We start from the raw sequence: 25,330 nt of genomic DNA, 5'->3' as shown, positions 1-25,330 counted from the left end.
ACATCCGGCTTTTTAATGGGTGGCGCATAATGAATACTCTTCCTGAACAGCACGCGAATACCGCACTTCCCACCCTTCCCGGCCAGCCGCAAAACCCAGGCAGTTGGTCGCGTGACGAACTCACCGTCAGCGGGATAAAGTCCCACATCGATACCTTCCAGCAGTGGCTGGGCGACGCGTTTGACAGCGGGATCTCCGCCGAGCAGTTGATCGAAGCCCGCACCGAGTTTATTGATCAACTGCTGCAACGGTTGTGGATTGACGCGGGATTCGGGCAGATTGCCGATCTGGCGCTGGTCGCCGTCGGCGGCTACGGGCGCGGCGAACTGCATCCGCTTTCCGACATCGATCTGCTGATCTTAAGCCGCAAAAAATTACCCGATGACCAGGCGCAGAAAGTGGGTGAACTGCTGACGCTGCTGTGGGACGTAAAGCTGGAGGTCGGACACAGCGTACGTACGCTTGAAGAGTGTCTGCTGGAAGGGCTGTCGGATCTGACCGTCGCCACCAACCTGATCGAAACCCGGCTGCTGATTGGCGACGTGGCGCTGTTCCTTGAGCTGCAAAAACACATTTTCAGCGAAGGCTTCTGGCCGTCCGACACGTTCTACGCCGCCAAAGTCGAAGAACAGAACCAGCGCCACCAGCGCTATCACGGCACCAGCTATAACCTGGAACCGGATATCAAAAGCAGCCCCGGCGGCCTGCGCGACATCCATACGCTACAGTGGGTCGCCCGCCGTCACTTTGGCGCCACCTCCCTTGATGAGATGGTCGGTTTTGGCTTTTTGACCCAGGCCGAACGCGCGGAGTTAAACGAGTGCCTGCACATACTCTGGCGGATCCGCTTTGCGCTGCATCTGGTGGTGCCCCGTTACGACAACCGTCTGTTGTTTGACCGCCAGCTTAGCGTCGCCCAGCGTCTCAACTACCGTGGCGAAGGCAACGAGCCGGTCGAGCAAATGATGAAGGATTTCTTCCGGGTGACGCGGCGGGTCAGCGAACTGAACCAGATGCTGCTCCAGTTGTTTGACGAAGCCATCCTCGCCTTGCCGGCGGACGAAAAACCCCGCCCGATCGACGATGACTTTCAACTGCGCGGCACGCTGATCGACCTGCGTCACGACGATCTGTTTATCCGCGAGCCGGAAGCGATCCTGCGGATGTTCTATACCATGGTGCGCAATAGCGCGATCACCGGGATCTACTCCACCACCCTGCGCCATCTGCGCCACGCCCGACGTCATCTGAACCAGCCGCTGTGCTACATCCCGGAAGCGCGTTCGCTGTTTCTCAGCATGCTGCGTCACCCTGGCGCGGTCAGCCGCGGCCTGCTGCCCATGCACCGCCATAGCGTGCTGTGGGCCTATATGCCCCAGTGGTCGCACATTGTCGGACAGATGCAGTTCGATCTGTTCCACGCTTACACAGTGGATGAACACACCATTCGCGTGATGCTGAAGCTGGAAAGCTTCGCCAAAGAAGAGACCCGCCAGCGCCACCCGCTGTGTGTGGATCTGTGGCCCCGTCTGCGTCAGCCGGAGCTGATTCTGATCGCCGCTCTGTTCCACGACATCGCCAAAGGACGCGGCGGCGACCACTCCGTGCTGGGGGCGCAGGACGTGCTCAAATTCGCCGAGCTGCATGGCCTGAACTCGCGGGAGACCCAACTGGTAGCCTGGCTGGTACGGCAACATCTGCTGATGTCAGTTACCGCCCAGCGCCGCGATATTCAGGATCCGGAGGTGATCAAGCAGTTTGCCGAAGAAGTACAGACGGAGCACCGCTTGCGCTTTCTCGTCTGCCTGACAGTGGCCGACATATGCGCCACCAACGAAACGCTGTGGAATAGCTGGAAGCAAAGCCTGCTGCGCGAACTGTACTTCGCCACAGAGAAACAGCTGCGCCGCGGCATGCAGAATACGCCAGATATGCGCGAGCGCGTACGCCATCATCAGCTTCAGGCGCTGGCGCTATTACGGATGGACAATATTGATGAAGAGGCGCTGCACCATATCTGGTCGCGCTGTCGCGCCAACTATTTTGTCCGTCACAGCCCAAATCAACTGGCCTGGCACGCGCGACATCTGCTTCAGCACGACCTGAGCAAGCCGCTGATTTTGCTCAGTCCGCAGGCGACGCGCGGCGGAACGGAAATTTTTATCTGGAGTCCGGACCGCCCTTACCTGTTTGCCGCCGTCTGCGCTGAACTGGACAGGCGTAATCTCAGCGTCCACGATGCGCAGATCTTCACCACCCGCGACGGCATGGCGATGGATACGTTTATCGTCCTGGAGCCGGATGGCAGCCCACTGTCGTCTGATCGCCACGAAGCGATCCGCTTCGGGCTGGAACAGGCGATCACCCAGCGCAGTTGGCAACCGCCGCAGCCGCGTCGCCAGCCGGCTAAATTGCGTCACTTTACCGTGGATACCGAAGTGACGTTTTTGCCGACGCACACCGACCGGAAATCGTTCCTCGAACTGATTGCGCTCGACCAGCCCGGACTGCTGGCGCGGGTCGGGCAAATTTTTGCCGATCTGGGAATTTCGCTTCACGGCGCCCGAATTACAACCATTGGCGAGCGAGTAGAAGATTTATTCATAATCGCCACCGCGGACCGGCGTGCCCTTAATAATGCGCTCCAGCAGGAAGTGCATCAACGGTTGACAGAGGCCCTCAATCCAAACGATAAAGGGTAGTGTGTTTTTTTATTAGGGAAAGAGTTTACCAATGCAGCAGTTACAGAACGTTATTGAGACCGCTTTTGAGCGCCGTGCCGAGATCACGCCGGCGAATGTAGATACCGTGACCCGTGAAGCGGTGAATCAGGTGATTTCCCTGCTGGATTCCGGCGCACTGCGTGTTGCAGAAAAAATCGACGGCCAGTGGGTAACGCACCAGTGGCTGAAGAAAGCGGTACTGCTCTCTTTCCGTATTAACGATAACCAGGTTATCGACGGCGCGGAAAGTCGCTACTTCGATAAAGTGCCGATGAAATTTGCTGACTATGACGAAGCACGTTTTCAGAAAGAAGGCTTCCGCGTCGTGCCACCTGCGGCGGTGCGCCAGGGGGCGTTCATTGCCCGTAACACCGTGCTGATGCCGTCTTACGTTAATATCGGCGCCTATGTTGATGAAGGTACGATGGTGGATACCTGGGCGACCGTCGGCTCCTGCGCGCAGATCGGTAAAAACGTTCATCTCTCCGGCGGCGTCGGCATCGGCGGCGTACTGGAGCCGCTGCAGGCGAACCCGACCATCATCGAAGATAACTGCTTTATCGGCGCGCGTTCAGAAGTCGTGGAAGGCGTGATCGTGGAAGAAGGTTCCGTGATTTCGATGGGCGTTTACATCGGCCAGAGCACCCGTATTTATGATCGTGAAACCGGCGAAGTGCATTATGGCCGCGTTCCGGCAGGTTCTGTTGTTGTTTCTGGCAACCTGCCGTCGAAAGATGGCAAATACAGTCTTTACTGCGCGGTGATTGTGAAAAAAGTCGATGCCAAAACGCGCGGCAAGGTCGGCATCAATGAGTTGTTACGTACCATCGACTGACAATGATTTGAAAAAGCGGGCATAGCCCGCTTTTTTTATCGCCTGAAGTGGCGGAAACGGGGCTTTTCGTTAATTATTCATAGGTTATGTTGAGATTAAGGGTACCGCTATGTACGACAATCTGAAAAGTCTGGGCATTACCAATCCTGAAGAAATCGATCGTTACAGCCTGCGGCAAGAAGCCAACAACGATATCCTGAAAATCTATTTCCAGAAGGATAAAGGCGAATTCTTTGCCAAGAGCGTGAAGTTTAAATACCCACGGCAACGTAAAACCGTGGTCGCCGACGGTATTGGGCAGGGTTACAAAGAGGTGCAGGAGATCAGCCCCAACCTGCGCTATGTTATCGACGAGCTGGATCAGATCTGCCAGCGCGATCGCACCGAAGTCGATCTGAAGCGCAAGATCCTTGACGACTTACGCCATCTGGAAAGCGTGGTCGCGAATAAGATCACCGAAATTGAGGCCGATCTGGAAAAATTGACGCGTAAGTAAGCGATTGTTGCCAGATGGCGCCGCCCACGTCCAGCCTACGCCCCTCGTCCTTTGTAGGCCCGATCAGTGCTGCGCCATCAGGCAAAAATTACCGTTGTTCATCAAGTTGTAGCGCCACATACAATAACAATCTGTCGTCAAAATTTCCCAGATCCAGCCCGGTCAGCTCTGAAATACGGTTCAGTCGGTACTCCAGCGTATTACGATGAATAAACAGCGCCTTTGACGTTGCCAGCGGCTGCACATTATGACGGAACCACGCCGCCAGCGTTCGGCGCAACAGGCCGTTATTATCCATTGCCTTCAGTCGCGCTAAAGGTCGCGCCAGCTCGTTAGCCTGCCAACCGCCGCGCAGACTGTCGAGCAGCACCGGCAACATTAAATCCTGATAAAAATAACTGCGGCTGTCCGGCATGCGCTGCTTGCCGACCATCATGGTAGTGCGGGCGGTACGGTATGAGCGGGCGATACTGCCGGGGCCGGTAAAGTAGTTGCCCAACGCGACGCGAAAACGCAGTTGCCCATTCTCTTTCATCCGCGAAATAAGCTGCTCAACGCGCCTGCGGTGATCTTCTGCATCCCAGCGACCAAACTGATTCAGCGCCGGTTTTAACACCACCATTTCGGTCAGCGAGACAATCGCGATCAGGTTATTGCGCTCGGGGGTGGTCAGCGCATTTTGCAATTGCTGCAGTTCCGCCATGGCGCTGTCGACGCCAAGCTGTCCGCTGTCGACTTCCACCACCGCCACCACGCGCGGCTGATTGAGATCGATGCCCAGACGCTGCGCCCACTCGGTCAGCGCCGGGGTGTTTTCTTCCGCCTGAATCAGGTTCATCACCAGTTCCTCACGCAGACGGCTGTCCTGCGCCAGCAGGTGCATCAGACGTGACTGCTCCAGCATCATTTCTGCCGTCATGCATACCAGCTCGCCATATTTGCGCAGGTGCTCCGGCTCGCCGGTCAGACCGATCACGCCAACGATCTCCCCTTCCAGACGCAACGGCAGGTTGATCCCCTGACGCACACCGTGTAAGTGCCGCGCCACCGCGTCGTCAATATCAACCACGCGTCCCTGAGAGAGCACCAGCAGCGCGCCTTCGTGCAATTCACCAATACGCTCACGATCGCCGCTGCCGATAATCCGCCCGCGGGCATCCATTACGTTGATATTGGTATCAATGATGCGCATCGTCCGCGCCACGATATCCTGCGCCATTTTGGTATCAAGATGCCAGCCAGCCATAAACCCTCCTGTGAGCAGAGCTCAAGCATAAGGAAGATGACTAATCGCAGCATTGTGCAAATGCACAAAGCGAAGCAAAGAAGTATGGAGTTGTGGGGGGTATCACAAAAAGAGCCCCCTTCCCTGTTCGGGAAGGGGGTGGGGAGATTACTGCATCAGCAAATAGATGGAGCTATCGCCACGCTGAATATTCAGCGCGAGGACAGACGGCTTGCTGTCGAGGATCTTGCGCAGCTCAGCGATGTTTTTCACCGCCTGCTGGTTAGCGCCGACAATCACGTCTCCTTTCTTCAGACCAATCTGCGCCGCTGGAGAATTCGCTTTCACGTTATTCACCACCACGCCTTGATCTTTGCCTTTGTTGCTCATTTCAGCGCCCTCAATGCCGCTGAAAATAGAGCTGGAATCCACCTGATTCTGGCTGCTCTGCTGCAGTTCCAGATTCACGGTCACTGGCTTGCCGTCACGCAACAGACCGAGGGTGAGCTTGCTGCCGACCGGCATGGTGCCGACCTGCGCCCGCAGCGCGGCAAAGCTGCTGATGGGCTTGCCGTTCAGGGAGGTAATAACATCCCCGGCTTTAATGCCCGCTTTCGCCGCCGAAGAGTTTGGCATCACCTGGCTGACGAACGCGCCGCGCTGTGCGTCGACTTTCATCGCCTTCGCCAGCTCAGAGTTCAGTTCGGTACCCATAATGCCCAGCTCGCCGCGTTTCACCTGACCGAATTCCACCATCTGGGATGTGAGGTTTTTCACCATGTTGCTTGGGATGGCGAAGCCGATACCAATGTTGCCGCCGTCCGGCGCAAGGATAGCGGTGTTGATACCGATCAGTTCACCATTAAGGTTAACCAGCGCGCCACCAGAGTTACCGCGGTTGATCGCCGCGTCGGTCTGGATAAAGTTTTCATAGTTTTGCGCGTTCAGACCGCTACGGCCCAGCGCCGAGACGATACCGGAAGTGACGGTTTCGCCCAGACCAAACGGGTTACCGATGGCCACCGTGTAGTCGCCGACACGCAGCGCGTCGGAGTCAGCCAGTTTAATCGCCGTCAGGTTTTTCGGATCCTGGATTTGGATCAGCGCGATGTCAGAGCGCGGATCTTTGCCGACAATTTTGGCGTCGAATTTACGGCCATCGCTCAGCTGTACTTTGATTACCGTGGCGTTGTCCACCACGTGGTTGTTGGTGACGACATAGCCTTTCGCGGCATCAATGATGACGCCAGAACCCAGCGCCATGAATTTTTGTTGCTGGCCGCCGTTACCCCCAGGGCCTCCCTGACAGAACGGGGAACTCTGGAACGGAGAACCCTCCTGGCAGAACGGAGAGTCATCACCAAAGAACTGCTGGAAATTACGCGGCATACGCGGCGTATTTACGGTTGTGCTACCTTCAACGTTAATGCTGACCACCGATGGCATCACTTTTTCGAGCATCGGCGCCAGACTTGGCATCTGCTGAGCGGTCGTTGCTGAGGCGGTTTCAGCAGCCGTGGCAGAAAGCGGAGATAACGCCAAACCTAAACTCAGAGCCAGTGCACTCATTGCTAATGTGGTTTTTTTCATGTGTATCAATCTCGATTAACAGATAACGCAAAATTGCTGTGTACGTCAGATTCATTTTATAGCGCTAAGTTCCGGACAAAAGTTTATGGAAAAAGTAAAAATTTATTGTCCGTCTTTACAAAAGTTGCTTTATTGCTCGACCGCCATGAGCCGTCGATATTCATCCCACGCGTAGAGGTCTGTCATGCCGCTGATATAATCCTGGATCAGACGGCAACGGTAATAATATTCCAGCACCGGATACTCGGGGGAATCTGACGCTAATTTACTGACGGCTTCAATGTACGCCAGTCGATGACGAGTGGAGAGTTTCTGAAATAATCTGGATTCTATCGGAAAGCGTATCAGCCGCTCTTTTTCCACCAGCTCGCTGAAGTCTGCTAATGGAAGACTTAATAAAGGCCGGTAAATGTCTAATAAACCACTGATAACGCGATACCCCTGCAGCTCGAGCTGTTCCACGTCGGGGTGGCTAAACACATGTTTTATGGCGACATTTTTATAGAGCTTAAGCAAACGGCTAACGCTGCTGCCATCTTCCAGTAACGCCTGATTAAAGGTGCCCTCAAAGATCTGCTCAAGATTATCAATAAAACGCTGCGCGGCATAAGGCACCAGCTTATTTAGCGTGTTCACCCGCAAATACATAAAGAATTGATCTTCCGTACTCCGACTCAGCGTATTTGCGCGGGATTTCTCCCACGCATTTTCCACCACCTGCGCAAACAGAGAGCCTTTTTCGTGCTCGCCCCAGGCCTCGTGCAAATGGTGATACAACTGCTCTACGCTGAAAATTCTTTTCTCTACGGCGTCCTCAAGATCGGCCACGCAATAAGAAATATCGTCAGCGGCTTCCATGATCCAGGTTAATGGAAAGCGACTGTAAAGCGCGAGATCAAGTTCCTGACGTAACCTTGCAATATAGGACTCTTCAGAAAGATAGTAGCCCGGTTTTTTCATTAAATAATGATGCGTCGTAGGCGTTTCCCCCCGCCACCATGCCGGACGGGTATATTTTAAAATCCCGCCCACCTGCGCCCAGGTCAGGTTCATGCGCATTAAGGTATGCACCAGACGTATCCCCTGCGCATTACCTTCGAAATGGCATAAATCCTGGCGGACTTTGCGCCGGATGTCATTCAGAGACTCCTCCCCTTCGCTCAGGCGCAGCGCGGCGACAATACAGCGGTCCTCCGTCAGCGGCTGGCTTTCGGCATCTGCCGGATGCAGACGCTGGCGAAACCAGTCGTTGATTGCCGCTTCGCCAAAATGACCGAACGGCGGATTCCCAATGTCGTGCATCAGGCAGGACATTTCGACAATGCTTTCGAAGGGACCGGTCAGTTCGTCCAGCCCGTAATGCGCCAGCAGTTGCAGTTCCTTAAGACGGCTCAGCACTTCTTTGGCGATATAGCGTCCCACCTGCTGCACTTCCAGCGAATGGGTAAGACGGGTGCGCACCGCCGCGTTGCGCTCCAGCGGAAAAACCTGCGTCTTTTGCTGCAAACGGCGGATCGCCGGAGAGTTAATAATGCGCCCACGGTCACTCTCAAAGATGCGCAGGATCTCATGCTCAGTCTTCACCCCCTGAGGTGAGCGGTAACGACGATGCCAGTTTATTTTTTTGCGGAAATCAATCTGAGCCATCTCCTCCCCCATGAACATGCACTTCCCGTTAAGCGCATGATAGACTATGCCTTTAAATCTCACCTGGCGCGAGTAAATCTATGAAAATCGGCATCATTGGTGCAATGGAAGAAGAAGTTACGCTGCTGCGTGACAAAATCGAAAACCGTCAAACGTTCAGCCTGGGCGGTTGTGAAATCTACACCGGTCAGTTAAACGGCACCGACGTTGCGCTGCTGAAATCCGGCATTGGTAAAGTGGCTGCAGCGCTGGGCGCGACGCTGCTTCTTGAACACTGCAAGCCGGACGTGATTATTAATACCGGTTCCGCAGGCGGTCTGGCGCCAACGTTAAAAGTGGGCGATATCGTGGTGTCTGATGAAGCACGCTATCATGACGCCGATGTTACCGCCTTCGGCTATGAATTCGGTCAGCTTCCGGGCTGTCCGGCAGGGTTTAAAGCCGACGAAACGCTGATCGCGGCGGCGGAATCCTGCATTGCGGCGTTAAACCTGAACGCGGTTCGCGGGCTGATTGTCAGCGGCGACGCCTTCATTAACGGCTCCGTGGGGCTGGCGAAAATCCGCCATAACTTCCCGCAGGCGGTTGCTGTTGAAATGGAAGCTACCGCGATCGCGCACGTCTGCCATAACTTTAAAGTTCCGTTTGTGGTGGTTCGCGCTATTTCTGACGTCGCAGACCAGCAGTCGCACCTGAGCTTTGACGAGTTCCTGGCCGTCGCGGCCAAACAGTCCAGCCTGATGGTCGAAACGCTGGTGCAGAAACTGGCGCATGGTTAACGCATTCTTCAGGGCGTTGGTCGCCCTGCTGATTCTGCTGCCGGTGTGGCTGTCAGCCGCACCGCGCGTGATTTCCCTTTCTCCCGCCAATACCGAACTCGCCTTTGCCGCAGGCATCACCCCCGTCGGCGTCAGCAGCTATTCCGACTATCCGCCAGCGGCAAAGAATATTGAACAAGTGTCCACCTGGCAGGGCATGAATCTGGAACGCATTGTGGCGCTGAAACCCGATCTGGTTATCGCCTGGCGCGGCGGCAATGCGGAACGACAGGTTAATCAGCTCACCTCGTTAGGGATCCAGGTGATGTGGGTGGATGCCGTCACCATCGAACAAATTGCCGACACGCTGAAAAAATTAGCCGCCTGGAGCCCGGAGCCGGAAAAAGCGCAACGCGCCGCACAAAGCCTGCTGGACGACTATCATCAACTAAAATCGGCGAACGCGGCGAAAGCCAAAAAACGCGTCTTTCTCCAGTTTGGCATCAATCCGCCGTTTACCAGCGCAAAAGGATCGATTCAAAACCAGGTGCTGGAGCTGTGTGGCGGAGAAAATATCTTTGCCAATAGCCGGGTTCCCTGGCCGCAGGTAAGCCGAGAACAGGTGCTGGCGCGCGCTCCGCAGGCGATCGTGGTGGCAGGCGATGCGGATGAAACCCGCAAAATTCAGCGATACTGGGGCGATCAGCTCACTATTCCGGTTATTCCTTTAACCAGTGACTGGTTTGAACGCGCCAGCCCGCGTATTATCCTCGCCGCAAAACAACTCTGTAGTGCGCTTTCACAGGTGAAGTAAAACCCGTCACAGCACGGCTGGTCTTGAGGATAACGTGATGCTCGTCTATTGGCTGGATATTGTCGGTACCGCGGTATTTGCTATCTCTGGCGTATTGCTGGCTGGAAAATTGCGCATGGACCCGTTCGGCGTACTGGTTCTGGGCGTCGTGACAGCCGTCGGCGGTGGAACGATCCGTGATATGGCGCTGGATAACGGGCCGGTGTTTTGGGTGAAAGATCCGACCGATCTGGTGGTGGCGATGGTCACCAGTATGCTGACGATATTGTTGGTGCGCCAGCCCAGGCGCTTGCCCAAATGGATGCTGCCGGTACTCGACGCCGTCGGTCTGGCGGTATTCGTCGGGATTGGCGTCAATAAAGCGTTTATTGCCGGCACCGGTCCGTTGGTCGCAATCTGTATGGGCGTGATCACCGGCGTCGGCGGCGGGATTATCCGCGACGTGCTGGCGCGTGAAATCCCGATGATTTTGCGGACTGAGATTTACGCCACAGCCTGCATTATTGGCGGAATTGTTCACGCCACCGCGTTTTATACTTTTGCGATCCCGCTGGAAACGGCAAGTATGATGGGGATGATCGTGACATTATTCATTCGCCTGGCGGCGATCCGCTGGCATCTGAAGCTGCCGACGTTTGCATTAGATGAGAATGGGCGTTAAGGCATCGGGGCGAGAAGCGCAGGCCGGATAAAACGTTAGCCGCCATCCGGGACATCGCCCGGCGGCGTTACGCTTACCGGGCCTGTAGAACGGTTAACCGGCGGGACAACCGGCAACTGATCAAATACTGAACGAAGAACCACACCCGCAGGTGCTTTTCGCATTCGGGTTGGTTACGACGAAACGTGACCCTTCCAGACCTTCAGTGTAATCCACGGAGCCGCCAACCAGATATTGCAGGCTCATCGGATCAACCACCAGACCCACCCCCTGTTTCTCGATGGTCATATCACCTTCGTTGACCTGATCGTCAAAGGTAAAACCATACTGGAAGCCGCTGCAACCACCACCGGTAATATACACGCGCAGCTTCAGATTCGGGTTATCTTCGTCAGCGATCAGGCTTTTCACTTTATTGGCTGCTGCTTCAGTAAATTGCAGTGGCAGCGCTACGTCATCACTCATATTTTTGCTCCAAACGACATCGGCAATTGGGCAAATTCTGACCCAATACGAAAATCATTATCTAATACCCTGGTATTTCATTCAAGTATTCTCGCCAGCGGCCGCCGTCTGGCTTTTTGCCGCCTGTTCCGCTTCCTGCTTCGCCAGGGTGCGGGCAAGAATGGTGGAGTATAGCGGTTTTCCGCCGAGGAATTGCGCCAATAGTGTTGCGCCGAGACAGGTAATAATCATTGGCAAAATGAGCTGGTAATTGTCGGTCATTTCCAGCACCAGCACGATGCCGGTCAGCGGCGCGCGTACCGACGCCGCCATCAGCGCCCCCATGCCAGCGATAGCAAAAGTGCCTGCTTCCAGCTGATAGTGCGGAAAGAAGGCCGCCGCCGCCATGCCGAACGCGGTTCCCAGCAGCGTGCCGAGCGCCAGCATCGGGGCGAATATTCCACCCGGCGCGCCGGAGGAGAAACAAAGCAGCGTAGTGATTACCCTGGCGACAAAGATAAACAACAGCAATCCGACGCTAAAATTGCCCGCCGCAGCGATGGGGATCAGATTAAACCCGCCGCCTGCCGCTTCGGGTTCAATCAACCCGAGAATACCGCACAGTCCGCCAATCGCGCCGCCCATCAGCACCCATTTGGTGATATTGCCGCCGTGAAAGCGCTGGAACATATCCTGCGTACGCAGCACCAATCTATTAAACAGCGGCCCCACGCAGCCAAAAATCATACCGAGGATCAGATAGAGCCACAGCGTATTCACCGGCGCGTTAGACAGTTTACCGACCTCGATAATCGGTGCTTCGCCATTGACCACGCGAAAGACAATGCTCGACATAATCACGCCCGTGAACACAGCCTTAATGGAAATCAGGTTATAGCGAAACTGCGGACGCATCTCTTCGATGATAAACAAAATGCCCGCCAGCGGCGCATTAAACGCCGCGGAAAGACCGGCTGCCGCCCCGGTAGCCAGCAGCGTATGGCGCGCTTCGGCGCTGCGCATGCGAAAAATATCCAGCACCATCCGGCCAATGTTGCCGCCGATCTGGACCGTTGGCCCTTCGCGTCCCAGCACCATACCGGCCCCCAGCGTCCCCATTCCGCCGATAAATTTCACTGGCAGCACGCGCCACCAGCGCACCGGACGCAGCTCTTCCAGCGCGCCTTCGATCTCCGGGATCCCGGAACCACCGGCTTCCGGCGCGAATTTGCGCACCAGAAAATAGCCCACCATGGCGAGCAGAGCGGAAAGCACAAATGCCAACGGCCAGACGAGAAACGCGTGATCGGCAACGCTGACCAGCGTGCTGATACGCATATTCTGCACCCAGGTCACCGCTTTTTCGAACGCCACGCCGACCAGGCCGGTCACGGTGCCGACCACCGCCGCCATCAATAAGATCGCCAGTGGCGTTTTGTCCCGCTCAAGCAATCGACGGATTTGATCCCGGCGCCGCAAGCGCACGATTTGCTGTGCTTCAAAAGAGGGAGTTTCTGTCTTCATCAGATGATCATTAATTGGTAATACAAATGCAGAGGCGGCATTGTACTCGCCTCTCGCCGGAAAATCCCCTGCAAATCGTGATGTTTCAAATGCGCAAAACTTTCATAACCTTCTCTGAATAATTAGAATAGCGGGCATTCACTTTTTCTACGAACCAGGAATCCATCCATGAGTAAGTCTGAAAACCTCTATAGCGCGGCGCGTGAGCTCATCCCCGGCGGCGTTAACTCTCCTGTTCGCGCCTTTACTGGCGTGGGTGGCACTCCGCTGTTTATCGAAAAAGCTGACGGCGCGTATCTGTACGATGTCGATGGTAAAGCCTATATCGATTACGTCGGCTCCTGGGGACCGATGGTACTGGGGCACAACCACCCGGCCATCCGTAATGCGGTGATCGAAGCCGCCGGGCGTGGTTTAAGCTTCGGCGCGCCAACCGAAATGGAAGTGAAAATGGCGGCGCTGGTGACGGAGCTGGTGCCGACGATGGACATGGTGCGCATGGTAAACTCCGGTACCGAAGCAACCATGAGCGCCATTCGTCTGGCGCGCGGTTTTACCGGGCGCGATAAAATCATTAAATTCGAAGGCTGCTACCACGGCCACGCCGATTGTCTGCTGGTGAAAGCCGGCTCCGGCGCGCTGACGCTGGGTCAGCCAAACTCGCCAGGCGTGCCGGCGGATTTCGCCAAACACACGTTAACCTGCACCTATAACGATCTGGATTCCGTCCGCGCCGCGTTTGAGCAGTTCCCGCAGGAGATCGCCTGCATCATCGTTGAGCCGGTCGCGGGCAACATGAACTGCATCCCGCCGCTGCCGGACTTCCTGCCGGGTCTGCGCGCCCTGTGCGATGAATTTGGCGCATTGCTGATCATTGATGAAGTCATGACCGGCTTCCGCGTCGCGCTGGCGGGCGCGCAGGATTATTACGGCGTAACGCCGGATCTGACCTGTCTGGGCAAAATCATTGGCGGCGGTATGCCAGTGGGCGCCTTCGGCGGCCGTCGCGAAGTGATGGATGCGCTGGCGCCAACCGGTCCGGTGTATCAGGCAGGGACGCTGTCCGGAAACCCAATTGCGATGGCGGCAGGGTTTGCCTGTCTGAACGAAGTGGCCCAGCCGGGGGTCCATGATACGCTGGACGAACTGACGACCCGTCTCGCCGAAGGTCTGCTGGCAGCCGCACAGGAAACGGGTATTCCACTGGTAGTAAACCATGTCGGCGGCATGTTCGGCCTATTCTTTACCGATGCGAAAACTGTCACCTGCTATCAGGACGTGATGGCATGCGACGTAGAACGCTTTAAGCGTTTCTTCCACCTGATGCTGGAAGAAGGCGTGTACCTGGCGCCGTCGGCGTTTGAGGCGGGCTTTATGTCGATCGCACACAGCATGGACGACATCAACAACACTATCGACGCCGCGCGTCGGGTGTTTGCAAAGCTGTAATAACGAGAAGGTTATCCATCGCAGGCCGGGTGAAGCGAAACCGCTACCCGGCCTTTTTATTGTCTGAAGGTGACGCCAGACGTTTTATCTGGCCGACAACGCAGATTGCCGTCTTATCGACTCTGCTTACGCAGCAGATAAATAAAGTATGGCGCGCCAATAAAGGTGGACAGTATTCCGGCCGGGATCTGATACGGGAACATCAGCATTCTGCCGCACCAGTCAGCAAACACCAGCAGTAATCCCCCCGCCAGGGCCGACATCACCATATGCGGCAGGGTGCGGCGAAAGCCCAGCATTCGCGCGATATGCGGCGCCATCAGCCCGACAAAACTTAACGGGCCGATGGTCATCGTCGCCGTGGCCGTCAGGCATGCCGCCAGCAGCAGCAGCGCAATACGCGACGGCGTCAGCGCCATCCCCACCGCCCGCGCGGTATCGCCACCCAAGGGTAAAATCGTCAACCAGCGACGGCACATCGGCGCGATCGCCAGCAGAATCACCATCACCACGCCAGTTCGCAGCACCTGCTCTTCCGACGCGTTATAGGTTGACCCTGAAATCCAGGTCAGCACTTCCGCCATGCGCGGATCGCCGCTGGCCTGTAGCATCATCAGCAGCATCGTAAACGCCGTGCTGAGCGCCATCCCCGCCAGCAGCATCCGGTGAGGTGAAAACCCCCCGCGCCCGGCGGCAATCATAATGATCAACAGCGTCCCCGCTGCGCCGAGACTCCCGGCGGGCAGCAGCCAGCCAAACGCGTTGCCTGGCACCAGAAACAGCATCAGGACGACGCCAAACGCCGCACCGGAGCTGATCCCAAGCACTTCCGGACTCGCCATTGGGTTACCGGTCAGACGCTGGATAATACACCCCGCCACCGCCAGCATGACGCCGGCGATAAGCGCCGCCAGAATACGCGGCCAGCGCCACGGCATCAGTTCATCCAGCAGCGCCCCGCTCGCCCAACTCCAGCCATGGGCGTCGCGACCCAGCGAAAGCGCCACACACGCGCCAAGCAACAGAATGACCAGGCCCGCCAGCGCGTAACCCGCCACGTGCTGGCGCTCTGCGGCCACGCGATTGCTGACGTTCATATCCGGCGCGCTCATACTGCGTAAACGCGGCAGTAGCCATAGCAGCAGCGGCGCGCCAATCAACGCCGTCACCGAACCGGTAGAGACCTCCATCCACACGCGGCTCAGCCAGATAATCACCTGATCGGAAAGCCAGAGGATCAGCGCGCCGATCAGCGGCGCGAGAATCAGGCGCGGCAGCAGGCGGCGCGCGCCGAGCATTTTCGCCAGCAGCGGCGCAAACAGGCCAATAAAGCCGATGATCCCGACCGCGTTGACCAACAACGCGCTAAGCACTATCGCCAGCGTCAGAGCCGCCAGACGCGCCAGCGACAGCGCCAGGCCCAGATTACGCGCCACGCCGTCATCCAGCCCCATCAGCGTCAGCGGACGTAGCAGCAACAGCGTAAGCATCACGCCACCGAGCAGTTGCGGCCAAAGGCGCTGCACGCCGCTCCAGTCAGTCTGGGTCAACGTACCGGTGCTCCAGAGGAACATGCTTTGCAACTGATCGTGATGGAATAACACTAACAGCTGGTTAATCGCCCCGCAGTAGAGGCTTACCACCAGACCCGCGAGGATCAGCGTGACGGGTGAAAGGCGCTTGCCCCACGCGACGCCAAACACCAGCGCGCCAACGATACACGCCCCGGTGAGCGCGGCAAACTGCGCCGCCATCGCTCCCGGAATCGCCCATAGCGTCGTTACCGTAATCCCCAACTGAGCGCCCGTCGCCACGCCGAGCGTAGTCGGTTCCGCCAGGGGGTTACGCAGCACCTGCTGGAACAACACGCCCACCAGACCCAGTCCGGCCCCCACCAGCAGAGAAATCACCAGCCGCGGCAGCAGGCTGTAGTGAAACATCATCTGTTCGATAACGTTGATATCCGGCGCCCACAACGCCTGCTGCCACTGGCTACGCGGCAGCGCGAGGGAAAGGTTTCCCCAGGTTAAGCCCGTCGCGATAACACTCAGCAGAACCAGCAAAAAAGCCGGGAAGAACGCGATACGTTTACTCACGCTTTGCCTCCCAGCGCGTTATCGAGAATGCGTACAAAGTGCATTGTCGATAACGTTGCGCCATAAAACCACACTGCCGGCACGCGCTGGAAGCGCCCTTCGCGTACGAACGGCATCGCCCGCCATAGCGGCGTACGCATCAGCGTAGCCATCTCTTTAGTGTTGCCATGATCAAAACAGAGCACATCGGCATCTTTGTACGCGGCAAGGCGATCGATCCCCACCGCCGTGCTGCCCCAGAAGTTGGTTTCCCCCTGCCAGGCGTTGCGGATCCCGTACTCATCCAGCACCTCCTGGAACAAACAGTTCGGACCAAAGACCAGCATATGACGGGCATCGAGCAGGGTAATCAGCAGCAACGGACGCGTGCCTCGTTGAACGAAGCGCGGCTTTTTACTTTCGATAAACCGATCGAATTCACTGAGATGCCGGGCTGCCGCCGCGTCCAGATTCAGCAGTTGCGCCATCTCATTCAGCGACTTACGGGCCACCGCCAGGGGCTTATTGCCGTCGCTAAAGTTAAAACCGCGCCCGGGCGCGATGCGCGCCAGCTTCTCCGGGGACGGACCATAACCTGTCGACCAGAACATATACGAAGGCTTCATTTCGGTCAGCAGTTCGAGATTAGGTTCGGTACGCAAACCAATATCGATGACCGACGCCGGGAGCGGCGGCTCGTTCACCCATAGCCGGTAGTTAGGAATATCTGCAACGCCATATGGCGTGATACCGAGCGCCAGCAGTAGCTCGACCGGCAGCCATTCCAGCGCCACAATGCGATGCGGATCAACAGATGCCGCACGCGCCTGGCTCATCTGCCAGATGAGCGGAGAGAGCGCCATCGCCGTTAATAAACGACGACGCGTTAATTGGTGTAATCCGTTCATTAATAAACAAAACTCACGGGAGCAGCACCGGTCGGATGCGGCAGAATACCCATCGGGATACCGTATATTTGCTCCAGCGTCTCGCTGCGCATCAGTCCGGCAGGTGTACCCTGGGCTATCATTTCACCGCCGCGTAGCGCAACCAGGTAGTCGCAATAGCGCGCGGCCATGTTGATATCATGCAACACGGCAATGACCGTCAGACCACGCTGCTGGCTTAAGCGGTGCACCAGCGCCAGCACATCCACCTGATGGGCAATATCCAGCGCCGAAGTCGGCTCATCGAGCAGCAGGCAGCGGCTGTCCTGCGCCACCAGCATCGCAATCCACGCGCGCTGACGTTCGCCGCCGGAGAGGCTGTCCACCAGACGATGCGCCAGCGGTTTTAAGCCCACCAGCGTAATGGCTTCCTCCACTTTTTCTCTGTCCGCTACGCCAAATCGCCCCAACGCCCCGTGCCACGGATAACGCCCAATCGCCACCAGTTCGCGGACGGTCATGCCCTCTGCCTGCGGCAACTGCTGTGGCAGATAAGCTACCTTTCGGGCGAAGGCTTTGCTGCTCCAGCTGTCCAACGGCTGATCGTCAAGGAGGATCTCCCCTTCGGACGGCGGCTGATGGCGACCCAGCATTTTCAGCAAGGTGGATTTACCGGAGCCGTTGTGACCGATCAGCCCCGTCACTTTCCCCACCGGGAAGGTTAACGACAGAGGATGCAGAAGCGTGCGCCCGGGAACGCGAAAGGCGACATCACGCAGTGCAAAAGTGGTATCGGGAAGAGGGGTGTGTTCCTGCATAGCGGCCAACTTGTAAAACGGGCACGCAAAGCGTGCCCAAAAGAGAAATTAGAAACGGAAGGTTGCAGTTGCAACGACCTGACGTTCCGCGCCCCAGAAGCAGCCATAAGTGTTAAAGCAGCTGGCGACATATTCGCGATCAAACAGGTTGTTCACGTGCAGGGCGACATTCGACCCCGCCATGCCCACGCGTGCCAGGTCGTAACGGACCAGCGCATCCACCAGGGTATAGCTGCCGACTTTAAAGGAGTTCGCCGGATCGCCGTAGCTGGAGCTGGTATAGCGAACGCCAGTGCCCAGCGTCAGGCCGGAGAGCGGGCCGTCAAAGACCGTGTAGTCGCCCCACAGGGAAGCCATGTGTTTTGGCACCTGTGCCGGGGTGTTGCCTTTGTAGTTGGTGTCGGTGGTGTATTCCGCATCAGTATAAGTATAAGAGCCTACCACGTTAACGCTGGCCGACAGCGCTGCTTTCGCTTCAATTTCCACGCCACGCGAGCGAATTTCACCGCCTTCAACCGAGAAGAATGAACCGTTCGGGTCAGCCATCAGGTTGTTGGTTTTGGTCAACTGGTAAACGGCGCCGGTGATAACGATCGGACGATCGTTCGGCACATACTTCACGCCCGCTTCGTACTGCTTACCTTTTGACGGCGCGAAGATGTTGCCATTTTGTCCAACCTGTGAAGCCGGTTCAAATGACTCGCTGTAGCTGAAGTATGGGGTTACGCCGTTATCAAACAGGTAGTTAACGCCGCCGCGCCAGGTGAACTGGTTATCATCACGCGAGTCCTGGACGCCCGTTTCACGGTTCAGGGAATCCTGCTTCGCCCAGTCATAGCGACCGCCGAGGGTCACCAGCACTTTATCCCACTGCATCTGATCCTGCACGTACAGGCCGGTCTGCTTCTGTTTGTTCAGCACGCGGTAGGCGCCTGACGGGCCAGGATGCGCACCGAAGTCGAAGTCACCGCGGTCAAGGTTATAGATATCAGATGGCGTTACGGAACCGGCATAGCCAAACCAGGAGTCGATATCGTTACGCATACGCATAAAGTCAACACCGGTCAGCAGCGTGTGATCGACAGAGGCGGTGGTAAACTGACTCTGCAGTTGGGTATCCACCGCAAAGTTCTCCAGCTTCTCATTGTCGATAACATACTGACGGGTCAGGGTGTGGCCCCATTGCGACTGAGGAACGCTGGCGCACGGGCTGGAAGTCGGGTTGCTTGAATAGAGCGGATCCGAGCACATGCCGTAACCGTAGACGCTGTTCTGCTCAACTTTGTTCTGCGCGTAACGCAGGTTCTGACGCACGGTAAAGGTATCGTTGAATTCGTGGTCGAAGCTGTAGCCCACCATCTTCTCGTTACGGGAATAGGTGTTGTTGTTCGCCCCTTCGTTGAAGTCGGTCGGCAGACGCTTACCGTTCGGCAGCGTGGATACCGTCCCCTCTTTCGGCAACCAGCCGTAATAACCGGTTTCCGGCTCGTTCTGGAAATACGAGAGGAAGGTGAAGTTGGTTTTACCATCCGGACGCCAGCTGAACGACGGCGCGATGGCATAACGTTGTTCTTCCGCGCCCTGCTGCTGGGCATTCGCCGAGCGCGCCAGACCGGTTAAACGGTAAGAGTAAACGCCGTCATCATCCAGCGCGTCGCTGAAGTCGAAGCCGGTCTGGAACAGGCTGTCGGTGCCCATTTTAAACTGCACTTCTTTCAGCGGTTCGGTGGTGGGACGCTTACTGACCATATTCAGCAGGCCGCCCGGGTTGCTCTTACCGTACAGGACGGAAACAGGACCGCGCATCACTTCTGCGCGTTCCAGCATGTAAGGGTCGATCACCGCATCGTTATAGAAGTTACCCTGCATCTTCAGACCGTTCAGATAGTTATTCTGGCTTTGGCCGTCAGCAGCGAAACCGCGGATGATCAGATAATCATAGGTATTGGACGCACCGCGAGTGCCGACAGCAACGCCTGGCGTATAGCTCAGCGCCTCTTTCACTGATTTAGGCTGATGCAGCGCCATCTCTTCCGCAGTGACCACTGAAATGGACTGCGGTACTTTCTGGATCGGGGTATCGGTTTTGGTCGCCGTGGCAGACTGTCGCGCCGCGATGGTCGCCGCCGGACCCCAGGCGCTTTCCTGCGGAGCAGGCGCAGCAGTTACGGTAATGGTTTCTTCTTTCGGTTGAACCGCCGCCTGTGCATAGACAGACATGCCGCTAACCGCTGTGGCTACTACAACTGCGATTTTACGCAGAGAGTATGTTGGCTGAGCAGTTTTATAACGCGCCATTGGTATATCTCTGATGGAAAGTGAATGATAACGTAAACGAGAATTATTATTATGACGGCAGAATAATATTCGAAACGCTGGCGAGATAGCAAGCAATACGCGTCCCTGGCAAAACTAAGGGGTTAAGAATTATCCAGATGAAAAGAAAGGGTTAAAACAAGCGCCCTGAGGTTAACAAAATGCTCAGGGCTCAGAGAGAACAAAAACCGAGGTTTACCGATAATAAACTTCAAAGGTCGCTACAGCATCGACCTGTCCACCCTTTATCGTACCGGTTTTGATATATCGGGCTTTAAGCGGAATGGTCACTGACTGGTCCTGAACCGTGTTACCTGTTGCGGTGTAGTCCTGATCAAACTGAAGCACCGTATCATTGCTGTCAAGAATCTGGATGCCAATGCCCTCAGCCGCATTTTCGCCTGTCGCAATAGAAAGCACATCCCCATCCTGCACGCCCGTTGAGCCTGAGGTTGTGAAGCGATAATCAACCTTAATGCCCGCATCACACCGCTCGAGCTGAATTTTAAAACTGTCGTCAGAAACCACCTTCGAGACATTGTTCGTGAAGTCGTGCGCCGTGATCGTGGCTAACGGTACCGTGATATTGTTTTCCATCAGTTGGCAAGTATTGGATTTAATATCGATTGTGGTTGAATTAAAGCGTAACTGACCGATGACTTTATCGTCGTATTTCCAGTCTGCGATCAGTTTACTGGTGTCGAGCACACCCGATGAAACAGGCCCGGTAACCACGAGCTGAACGGCAGCATGGAGGGTAATGGGATAGGCAGCATCTCTTTTTTTTACCATATCGCTTCCCATATGCCAGGGAGTGATCAGGTTTTCAGGGCCTAACGTTCCATTCGGGAAATTAGCCCACGCAGCGCGGAAACCAATCCCTGGAATGCCTGTAGCATAAACCCCCTCAAGGGAACTTGTTGTAACCAGATCGGCGTCACTAAGTCCGCCGGTATATCCTTGATGAATATTGCCGTCAGCATCGCAGGCAACCGTTATTTGCGCACTGGTCAGTTCCTCAGTGTAAAGAATTTGACCGACAACGGCATCTTTACTGACGATCAGTGGCGGCAAGGTAAAGGTAACCTGCGCTGCATCAGGTCCCCCTTTAGTAATGACACAGCTTGCCGTGGCGTAAAAACTCAGGCCATTGCCAGTAAGCACCAGTAGTGCAATGGCAAGACCCCGTAAAATCCTCTCGCGTATTCTGTTCATCTTTTTACCTGCTCTGTAGGCATGCGACGGACGCCGTATAGATTCTGGCCTCCAGGGTTTCCGGCACAGTGACGCTACCTTCACATTGCGTATCCGGCGTTTTTCCCCACTGAACGGTAAACCGCTGTGTCCCGTTTAAGCCCGTGACGTACGCTTCGCCGTCGTCACCGACAAGGGCTGTCGTCCCCTCCAGACTCAGCACCGCGCCGAAAGGCACTTTCCCCTGACCCAGGTTGAGCGTGAGCAGCGCGCGTTTTCCTTTACGCGCAGTGAAATCCGCCGCCACCGCTGCGCCTTTTGTCGGTGTGACATCAACCGAAGCATCCTGAATATCAATGTCATCGTGGCCAAGCGTGTTTACCGTTACGGTATTTCGTCGATAGTTGGTCAGCGTAGGGACAATCGCATTTCCCCAAAAATCGGTATAGATCCCCTGAGAATTCTGCACTTTCACATTGTCGCCATGATCTATATGAACGACTGCAAACGCATCCTGCAGCGACTGTCCGAGCGTGATGCCATGAGGATGGGCCACCACGGAGCCTTGTACGCCATAGCTCCACTGTTTCGTCTCTTTTTGATAGCTATAGCTGGTGTTGAACTCGCCATAGGAGGCGCGATAGCGAGAGGATAAATAGGCGCCATAACCTTTATCATGGTTAGCATAGGTTTGCTGCACGTTATAACTTAAGTTATTGTCTTGTAATAAGGTTCCACTGACGCCCACCTGATGAGAGGTTTCTCCGTGCCGGGTGCTGCTCAGATTGTATGTCGCCCAGGAATTAGCCATCCAGCGCGACAGCGGAACGGTAAAGCTCACTGACACTTGCTGATCGTTATCCGATGAGGGCGTCTTCGTCAGGCTGTAGTTCAGTGACCAATTGATCCCCTCCCAACTGCTGCTGTAGCCCATACTGATGCTACGTTCATGCCCGTCCATATCCCAGTAGTCTTGCTGGTAAGCGTTGGCGTAAATCGATCCCCAATCATTGAGCGACTGAGAGAGATTTAACTGCAAGCGGCTACGGCGATTATTGGTACTGCGATAGCTGTAAATATCATCTTCATCGTAGTCATCGTTACGCTGATCAAGCGCTTCCTGAAACGTGTAAAAACCCGATGTGGAATAGCGATAGCTGGCCAGGGTTAACGTGGTGTCGGTTACGGGAAAATCTTTGGCGTACTGGGCGCGCCAGGATTGCCCTTTCGTGTCATTGCGATCGTGATTGAACTCGGTTTTCGCCGTAGTAAAATCGAGAGAGAAGGAGCCGTACCCCTGGAGATCGGCGCCGACACCAAGCAGAGCCGCATGGTACATCGACGCGCCAAGTCCTCCACCGTAAACGGTGATGCCATACGGTAACCCGTAGATCAGCGTTGCCTGACCAAAACCGGGCTCTTCACCGTCATCGACATCACGGTACTTCCCGGCGGCAACGCTGTATTTCACCGCGCCGTCTCGTAACATAACGGGAACCGACGAACTCACCTGGATGAAACTGCGTTCCGTACCATCCGATTCCTGTACAGTCACCTCCAGGTCCGCGCCAGCCGTCACTTGCGAAAGGTCGTGAATTTCAAACGGTCCGGGGGAGACATTGGTCTGATAAATGGTGTACCCATTTTGCTTAACCGTCACTTTTGCGTCGCTATTCGCAATGCCGCGAACCACGGGGGCAAATCCTTGCAAACTGCCTGGCAGCATACTTGTGTCCGTTTCCAGCTTCACGCCAGTCATCTGTACGCTGTCAAACAGCTCGCCATTTGTGTACGTTTGCCCTACTTCAAGCTGGCTTCTTAGCCACTTGATATCGCGTTCCAGCGTAGTGCTAAGCGACTGCCATCCCTCTTCGTCACCCCAGTTACTGCTGTTCCGCAAGCGCCATGCGCCAAGATTGATACCCGAGTTCAAACTTGCCCAGTTAGAGATATTGGTCGTGCTATTTGAATGCTGACGAGAGCCGGAAAAATAATAGCTCGTCCACACAGCGGGCATTCCGTCATCCCAGGTTCTCGGGTTGCTGTCCCCTGACAGGAGAAGATCCCGGTAAATTTGCGGAATGCGCAACTGCAGCACATGTGTATCCTGATTAAAGTCATAACTCGCGTCAGGAATATATTGACTGATATCATCGACAAGCGCGTCATCGTCCAGGTGATTAAAGCTGGAAAGCGTGTCTACCTTGACGCCCAATTCCCGGAGTTCACCTTTGGTCAACTCCGGAAGCAGTTTCTTTTTATCTTTGGAAAGCGTGTAATTAAGATTGCGAGCGTCGAGGCGCTGTTGGTCCCACACTATCGTTGTCAAATATTGGCCTGGCGATAAACCATTATTTTTCAGATAGGCTTCCAGCGCGCCTGTATTCTCGAGCGGCGTATCCGTTTCAAGCACGCTGAGATTAAAATAATCTTCTGCAAGAACAGGGAAATTTAACGCCAGTATCGATAATGTGCATGTATTTAACGTAAATGCCCGAAGTTTGCGATATATAGCCATTATGACGCTCTCTAAATACAAGGTTCCCGAAAAAAATCATAAAGGCCGCTTTTGCACTTCCGTTTCAGATCCAAAGTCGTTCATTGCAGACCACGCAACGTCCCCTTTTGCGCCCGCAGGTATCTCGAAAGATTGCTCGCTAAAGGGGGCCAACATCATGCTGAGCGCACTTGGCATATTTGAATTTCCTACCGGTTTAGCGTCACGCCCACCCACGGTTAGCTGTCCGAAGGTGATGAAAAAGGGAGAAGGATTTTTAACAGCCATACGATTACCGGTTCGCTTAAACTCTAAGGATTTCCAGGCATCTCTTGCATCGCTATCGCTTAACCCCGCAGGGCGATAAAAAAGCTTCAGTTTCGTCTTTATGGCAAATTGCAGCATATTTTTATCGCGCATATTTTCCGGGATCGCAGAAACAGACTTCACATTTGTCATAAAAATGGACTCGCGATCCTGAGGCAGCGCGTTTTCATGTCCCGTATAAACAATATGCAGTAGGGTTTGTCTGTTTTCATCAATCTTATAAATGGGGGGCGTAATAACAAATGGCGCTTTGCTATCGTCGAGGTTGCTCACCCAACTTTGTACGAGATAACGTTTATCGGTATCTTTATTTTTTAACGCTATCTGGACTTCCGCCTGCTTAGCGGGGTAGACGATGCGCGTTCCGCCCAACACGATACCTGCCATTGCGGAATGCGATAACATGAAGAAAATAAAAGCGTATATATAGCGAAAGTTATTCATACTCTTTTTCAGTCCGTTGAAAAAACTGGCCCGCCCCGGGCCAGCAAAACTATCCTTAACGATAGAGCAAGGTATAGGTTGTTTCAGCAGAGTAATCACCCACCGTTGGCGCTGTGCTTCCTACCTGAATGACTTCAGCGGTATAGTTAAAAGCAACGTTCGCGCTATTGGCCTTATCCAGTGATGAGTCGGGTTCTGAACCATCAAATTTCACATAACTACTGCTTCCCTCAGGCAACAAGCGAACCCCTAAGTTTTTAGCTTTACCAGTAGTTGTTAATACTTCATCGGAATAACCGTCGATGCGGGTGCCTTCGAATTTAACGTTCAGTTTGCCGACAGAAGCATCACATTCCGTCAGGGCGATTTCGACTTTTTGCGTGTCGCCCACCTTTTTATCGGCGCCAAAAGCAGTCGCGGACAAATCATTAAATGTCACCGTTCCGTTAGTTGCCGTCCCGTTGATATTAACGACACAACTATCATTAAGGATTTTGCCGCTAAACGTTATCGTTCCTGTATCAACAGCCATGGCTGGTGCAGAGAGCGCCGCGGTTAAACTGATTGCCAGCAGTGATAACACTGATTTTTTGCACATATAGCATT

Annotated in this window: 20 protein-coding genes; 7 read left to right on the top strand and 13 right to left on the bottom strand. The window is 55.2% G+C overall.

Translation table 11 applies throughout. The features are described 5' to 3' along the window. Positions 1–29 precede the first annotated feature (29 nt). The 3 genes from glnD to APU02_RS10550 all read left to right on the top strand — a co-directional run bounded on the left by glnD (position 30) and on the right by APU02_RS10550 (position 4,054). Positions 30–2,702 (top strand): bifunctional uridylyltransferase/uridylyl-removing protein GlnD, encoded by a 2,673-nt coding sequence (glnD, locus tag APU02_RS10560; protein WP_060570031.1) that lies wholly within the window; start codon positions 30–32, stop codon positions 2,700–2,702. Between the two features lie 31 nt (positions 2,703–2,733). Further along, positions 2,734–3,558 (top strand): 2,3,4,5-tetrahydropyridine-2,6-dicarboxylate N-succinyltransferase, encoded by an 825-nt coding sequence (gene dapD, locus APU02_RS10555; RefSeq protein WP_042289888.1) that lies wholly within the window; start codon positions 2,734–2,736, stop codon positions 3,556–3,558. A gap of 109 nt (positions 3,559–3,667) precedes the next feature. Then, a complete protein-coding gene (locus APU02_RS10550; RefSeq protein WP_042289892.1) occupies positions 3,668–4,054 on the top strand; it encodes a DUF3461 family protein in 387 nt (128 codons plus the stop codon). Between the two features lie 88 nt (positions 4,055–4,142). Here APU02_RS10550 and cdaR read toward each other — a convergent pair whose 3' ends face one another. From cdaR to dgt, 3 genes are all read right to left on the bottom strand, one after another. Further along, the gene (cdaR, locus tag APU02_RS10545) at positions 4,143–5,300 is read right to left on the bottom strand and encodes a DNA-binding transcriptional regulator CdaR (protein WP_042289894.1); all 1,158 of its coding nucleotides are present in this window, start codon (positions 5,298–5,300) and stop codon (positions 4,143–4,145) included. A 147-nt stretch (positions 5,301–5,447) separates the two neighbouring features. Beyond that, a complete protein-coding gene (gene degP, locus APU02_RS10540; RefSeq protein WP_042289896.1) occupies positions 5,448–6,869 on the bottom strand; it encodes a serine endoprotease DegP in 1,422 nt (473 codons plus the stop codon). 129 nt (positions 6,870–6,998) lie between these two features. Continuing rightward, complete coding sequence (dgt, locus tag APU02_RS10535) at positions 6,999–8,516, bottom strand: dGTPase (RefSeq protein WP_060570030.1); 1,518 nt, start codon at positions 8,514–8,516, stop codon at positions 6,999–7,001. An 80-nt stretch (positions 8,517–8,596) separates the two neighbouring features. Here dgt and mtnN point away from each other — a divergent pair, with 80 nt between their 5' ends. The 3 genes from mtnN to APU02_RS10520 are packed head-to-tail and all read left to right on the top strand — an operon-like array spanning position 8,597 to position 10,749. Continuing rightward, on the top strand, positions 8,597–9,295 hold the full coding sequence (gene mtnN / locus APU02_RS10530; protein WP_042289900.1) for a 5'-methylthioadenosine/S-adenosylhomocysteine nucleosidase: 699 nt from the start codon (positions 8,597–8,599) through the stop codon (positions 9,293–9,295). After that, positions 9,288–10,088, top strand: coding sequence for a vitamin B12 ABC transporter substrate-binding protein BtuF (gene btuF / locus APU02_RS10525; RefSeq protein ID WP_060570029.1), 801 nt, complete (start codon positions 9,288–9,290; stop codon positions 10,086–10,088). The genes mtnN and btuF overlap by 8 nt, the downstream gene beginning before the upstream one ends. Before the next feature lie 37 nt (positions 10,089–10,125). Next, positions 10,126–10,749 (top strand): TRIC cation channel family protein, encoded by a 624-nt coding sequence (locus APU02_RS10520; RefSeq protein ID WP_042289905.1) that lies wholly within the window; start codon positions 10,126–10,128, stop codon positions 10,747–10,749. A 120-nt stretch (positions 10,750–10,869) separates the two neighbouring features. On the opposite strand, the gene erpA is transcribed toward APU02_RS10520, so the two are convergent. Both erpA and clcA read right to left on the bottom strand, forming a co-directional pair. Beyond that, on the bottom strand, positions 10,870–11,214 hold the full coding sequence (gene erpA, locus APU02_RS10515; RefSeq protein ID WP_012904541.1) for an iron-sulfur cluster insertion protein ErpA: 345 nt from the start codon (positions 11,212–11,214) through the stop codon (positions 10,870–10,872). Positions 11,215–11,295: 81 nt separating this feature from the next. Next, a complete protein-coding gene (gene clcA / locus APU02_RS10510; protein WP_042289908.1) occupies positions 11,296–12,717 on the bottom strand; it encodes a H(+)/Cl(-) exchange transporter ClcA in 1,422 nt (473 codons plus the stop codon). Between the two features lie 168 nt (positions 12,718–12,885). Between clcA and hemL the strand changes: the two genes are divergently transcribed. Continuing rightward, complete coding sequence (gene hemL, locus APU02_RS10505) at positions 12,886–14,166, top strand: glutamate-1-semialdehyde 2,1-aminomutase (protein ID WP_060570028.1); 1,281 nt, start codon at positions 12,886–12,888, stop codon at positions 14,164–14,166. A 113-nt stretch (positions 14,167–14,279) separates the two neighbouring features. Here the strand turns inward: hemL and fhuB are convergent, their stop codons facing one another. The 8 genes from fhuB to APU02_RS10465 all read right to left on the bottom strand — a co-directional run bounded on the left by fhuB (position 14,280) and on the right by APU02_RS10465 (position 25,322). Next, the gene (gene fhuB / locus APU02_RS10500; protein ID WP_060570027.1) at positions 14,280–16,262 is read right to left on the bottom strand and encodes a Fe(3+)-hydroxamate ABC transporter permease FhuB; all 1,983 of its coding nucleotides are present in this window, start codon (positions 16,260–16,262) and stop codon (positions 14,280–14,282) included. Next, positions 16,259–17,149 (bottom strand): Fe(3+)-hydroxamate ABC transporter substrate-binding protein FhuD, encoded by an 891-nt coding sequence (gene fhuD, locus APU02_RS10495; RefSeq protein ID WP_060570026.1) that lies wholly within the window; start codon positions 17,147–17,149, stop codon positions 16,259–16,261. The genes fhuB and fhuD overlap by 4 nt, the downstream gene beginning before the upstream one ends. Further along, positions 17,149–17,946, bottom strand: coding sequence for a Fe3+-hydroxamate ABC transporter ATP-binding protein FhuC (fhuC, locus tag APU02_RS10490; RefSeq protein ID WP_042289917.1), 798 nt, complete (start codon positions 17,944–17,946; stop codon positions 17,149–17,151). The genes fhuD and fhuC overlap by 1 nt, the downstream gene beginning before the upstream one ends. Positions 17,947–17,994: 48 nt before the next feature. Beyond that, positions 17,995–20,244 (bottom strand): ferrichrome porin FhuA, encoded by a 2,250-nt coding sequence (gene fhuA, locus APU02_RS10485; RefSeq protein ID WP_060570025.1) that lies wholly within the window; start codon positions 20,242–20,244, stop codon positions 17,995–17,997. 213 nt (positions 20,245–20,457) lie between these two features. Then, positions 20,458–21,477 (bottom strand): fimbrial protein, encoded by a 1,020-nt coding sequence (locus APU02_RS10480; RefSeq protein WP_072197106.1) that lies wholly within the window; start codon positions 21,475–21,477, stop codon positions 20,458–20,460. Positions 21,478–21,481: 4 nt separating this feature from the next. After that, positions 21,482–23,974 (bottom strand): fimbria/pilus outer membrane usher protein, encoded by a 2,493-nt coding sequence (locus APU02_RS10475; RefSeq protein ID WP_060570024.1) that lies wholly within the window; start codon positions 23,972–23,974, stop codon positions 21,482–21,484. Positions 23,975–24,010: 36 nt separating this feature from the next. After that, complete coding sequence (locus APU02_RS10470; protein WP_181821947.1) at positions 24,011–24,724, bottom strand: molecular chaperone; 714 nt, start codon at positions 24,722–24,724, stop codon at positions 24,011–24,013. 55 nt (positions 24,725–24,779) lie between these two features. After that, positions 24,780–25,322, bottom strand: coding sequence for a fimbrial protein (locus APU02_RS10465; protein WP_060570023.1), 543 nt, complete (start codon positions 25,320–25,322; stop codon positions 24,780–24,782). Positions 25,323–25,330: the final 8 nt, after the last annotated feature.

Source organism: Citrobacter sp. 50677481 (assembly GCF_001463265.1).
Taxonomy (GTDB): Bacteria; Pseudomonadota; Gammaproteobacteria; order Enterobacterales; family Enterobacteriaceae; genus Citrobacter_A; species Citrobacter_A sedlakii.
This window is presented reverse-complemented; position numbering and strand designations above follow the sequence as displayed.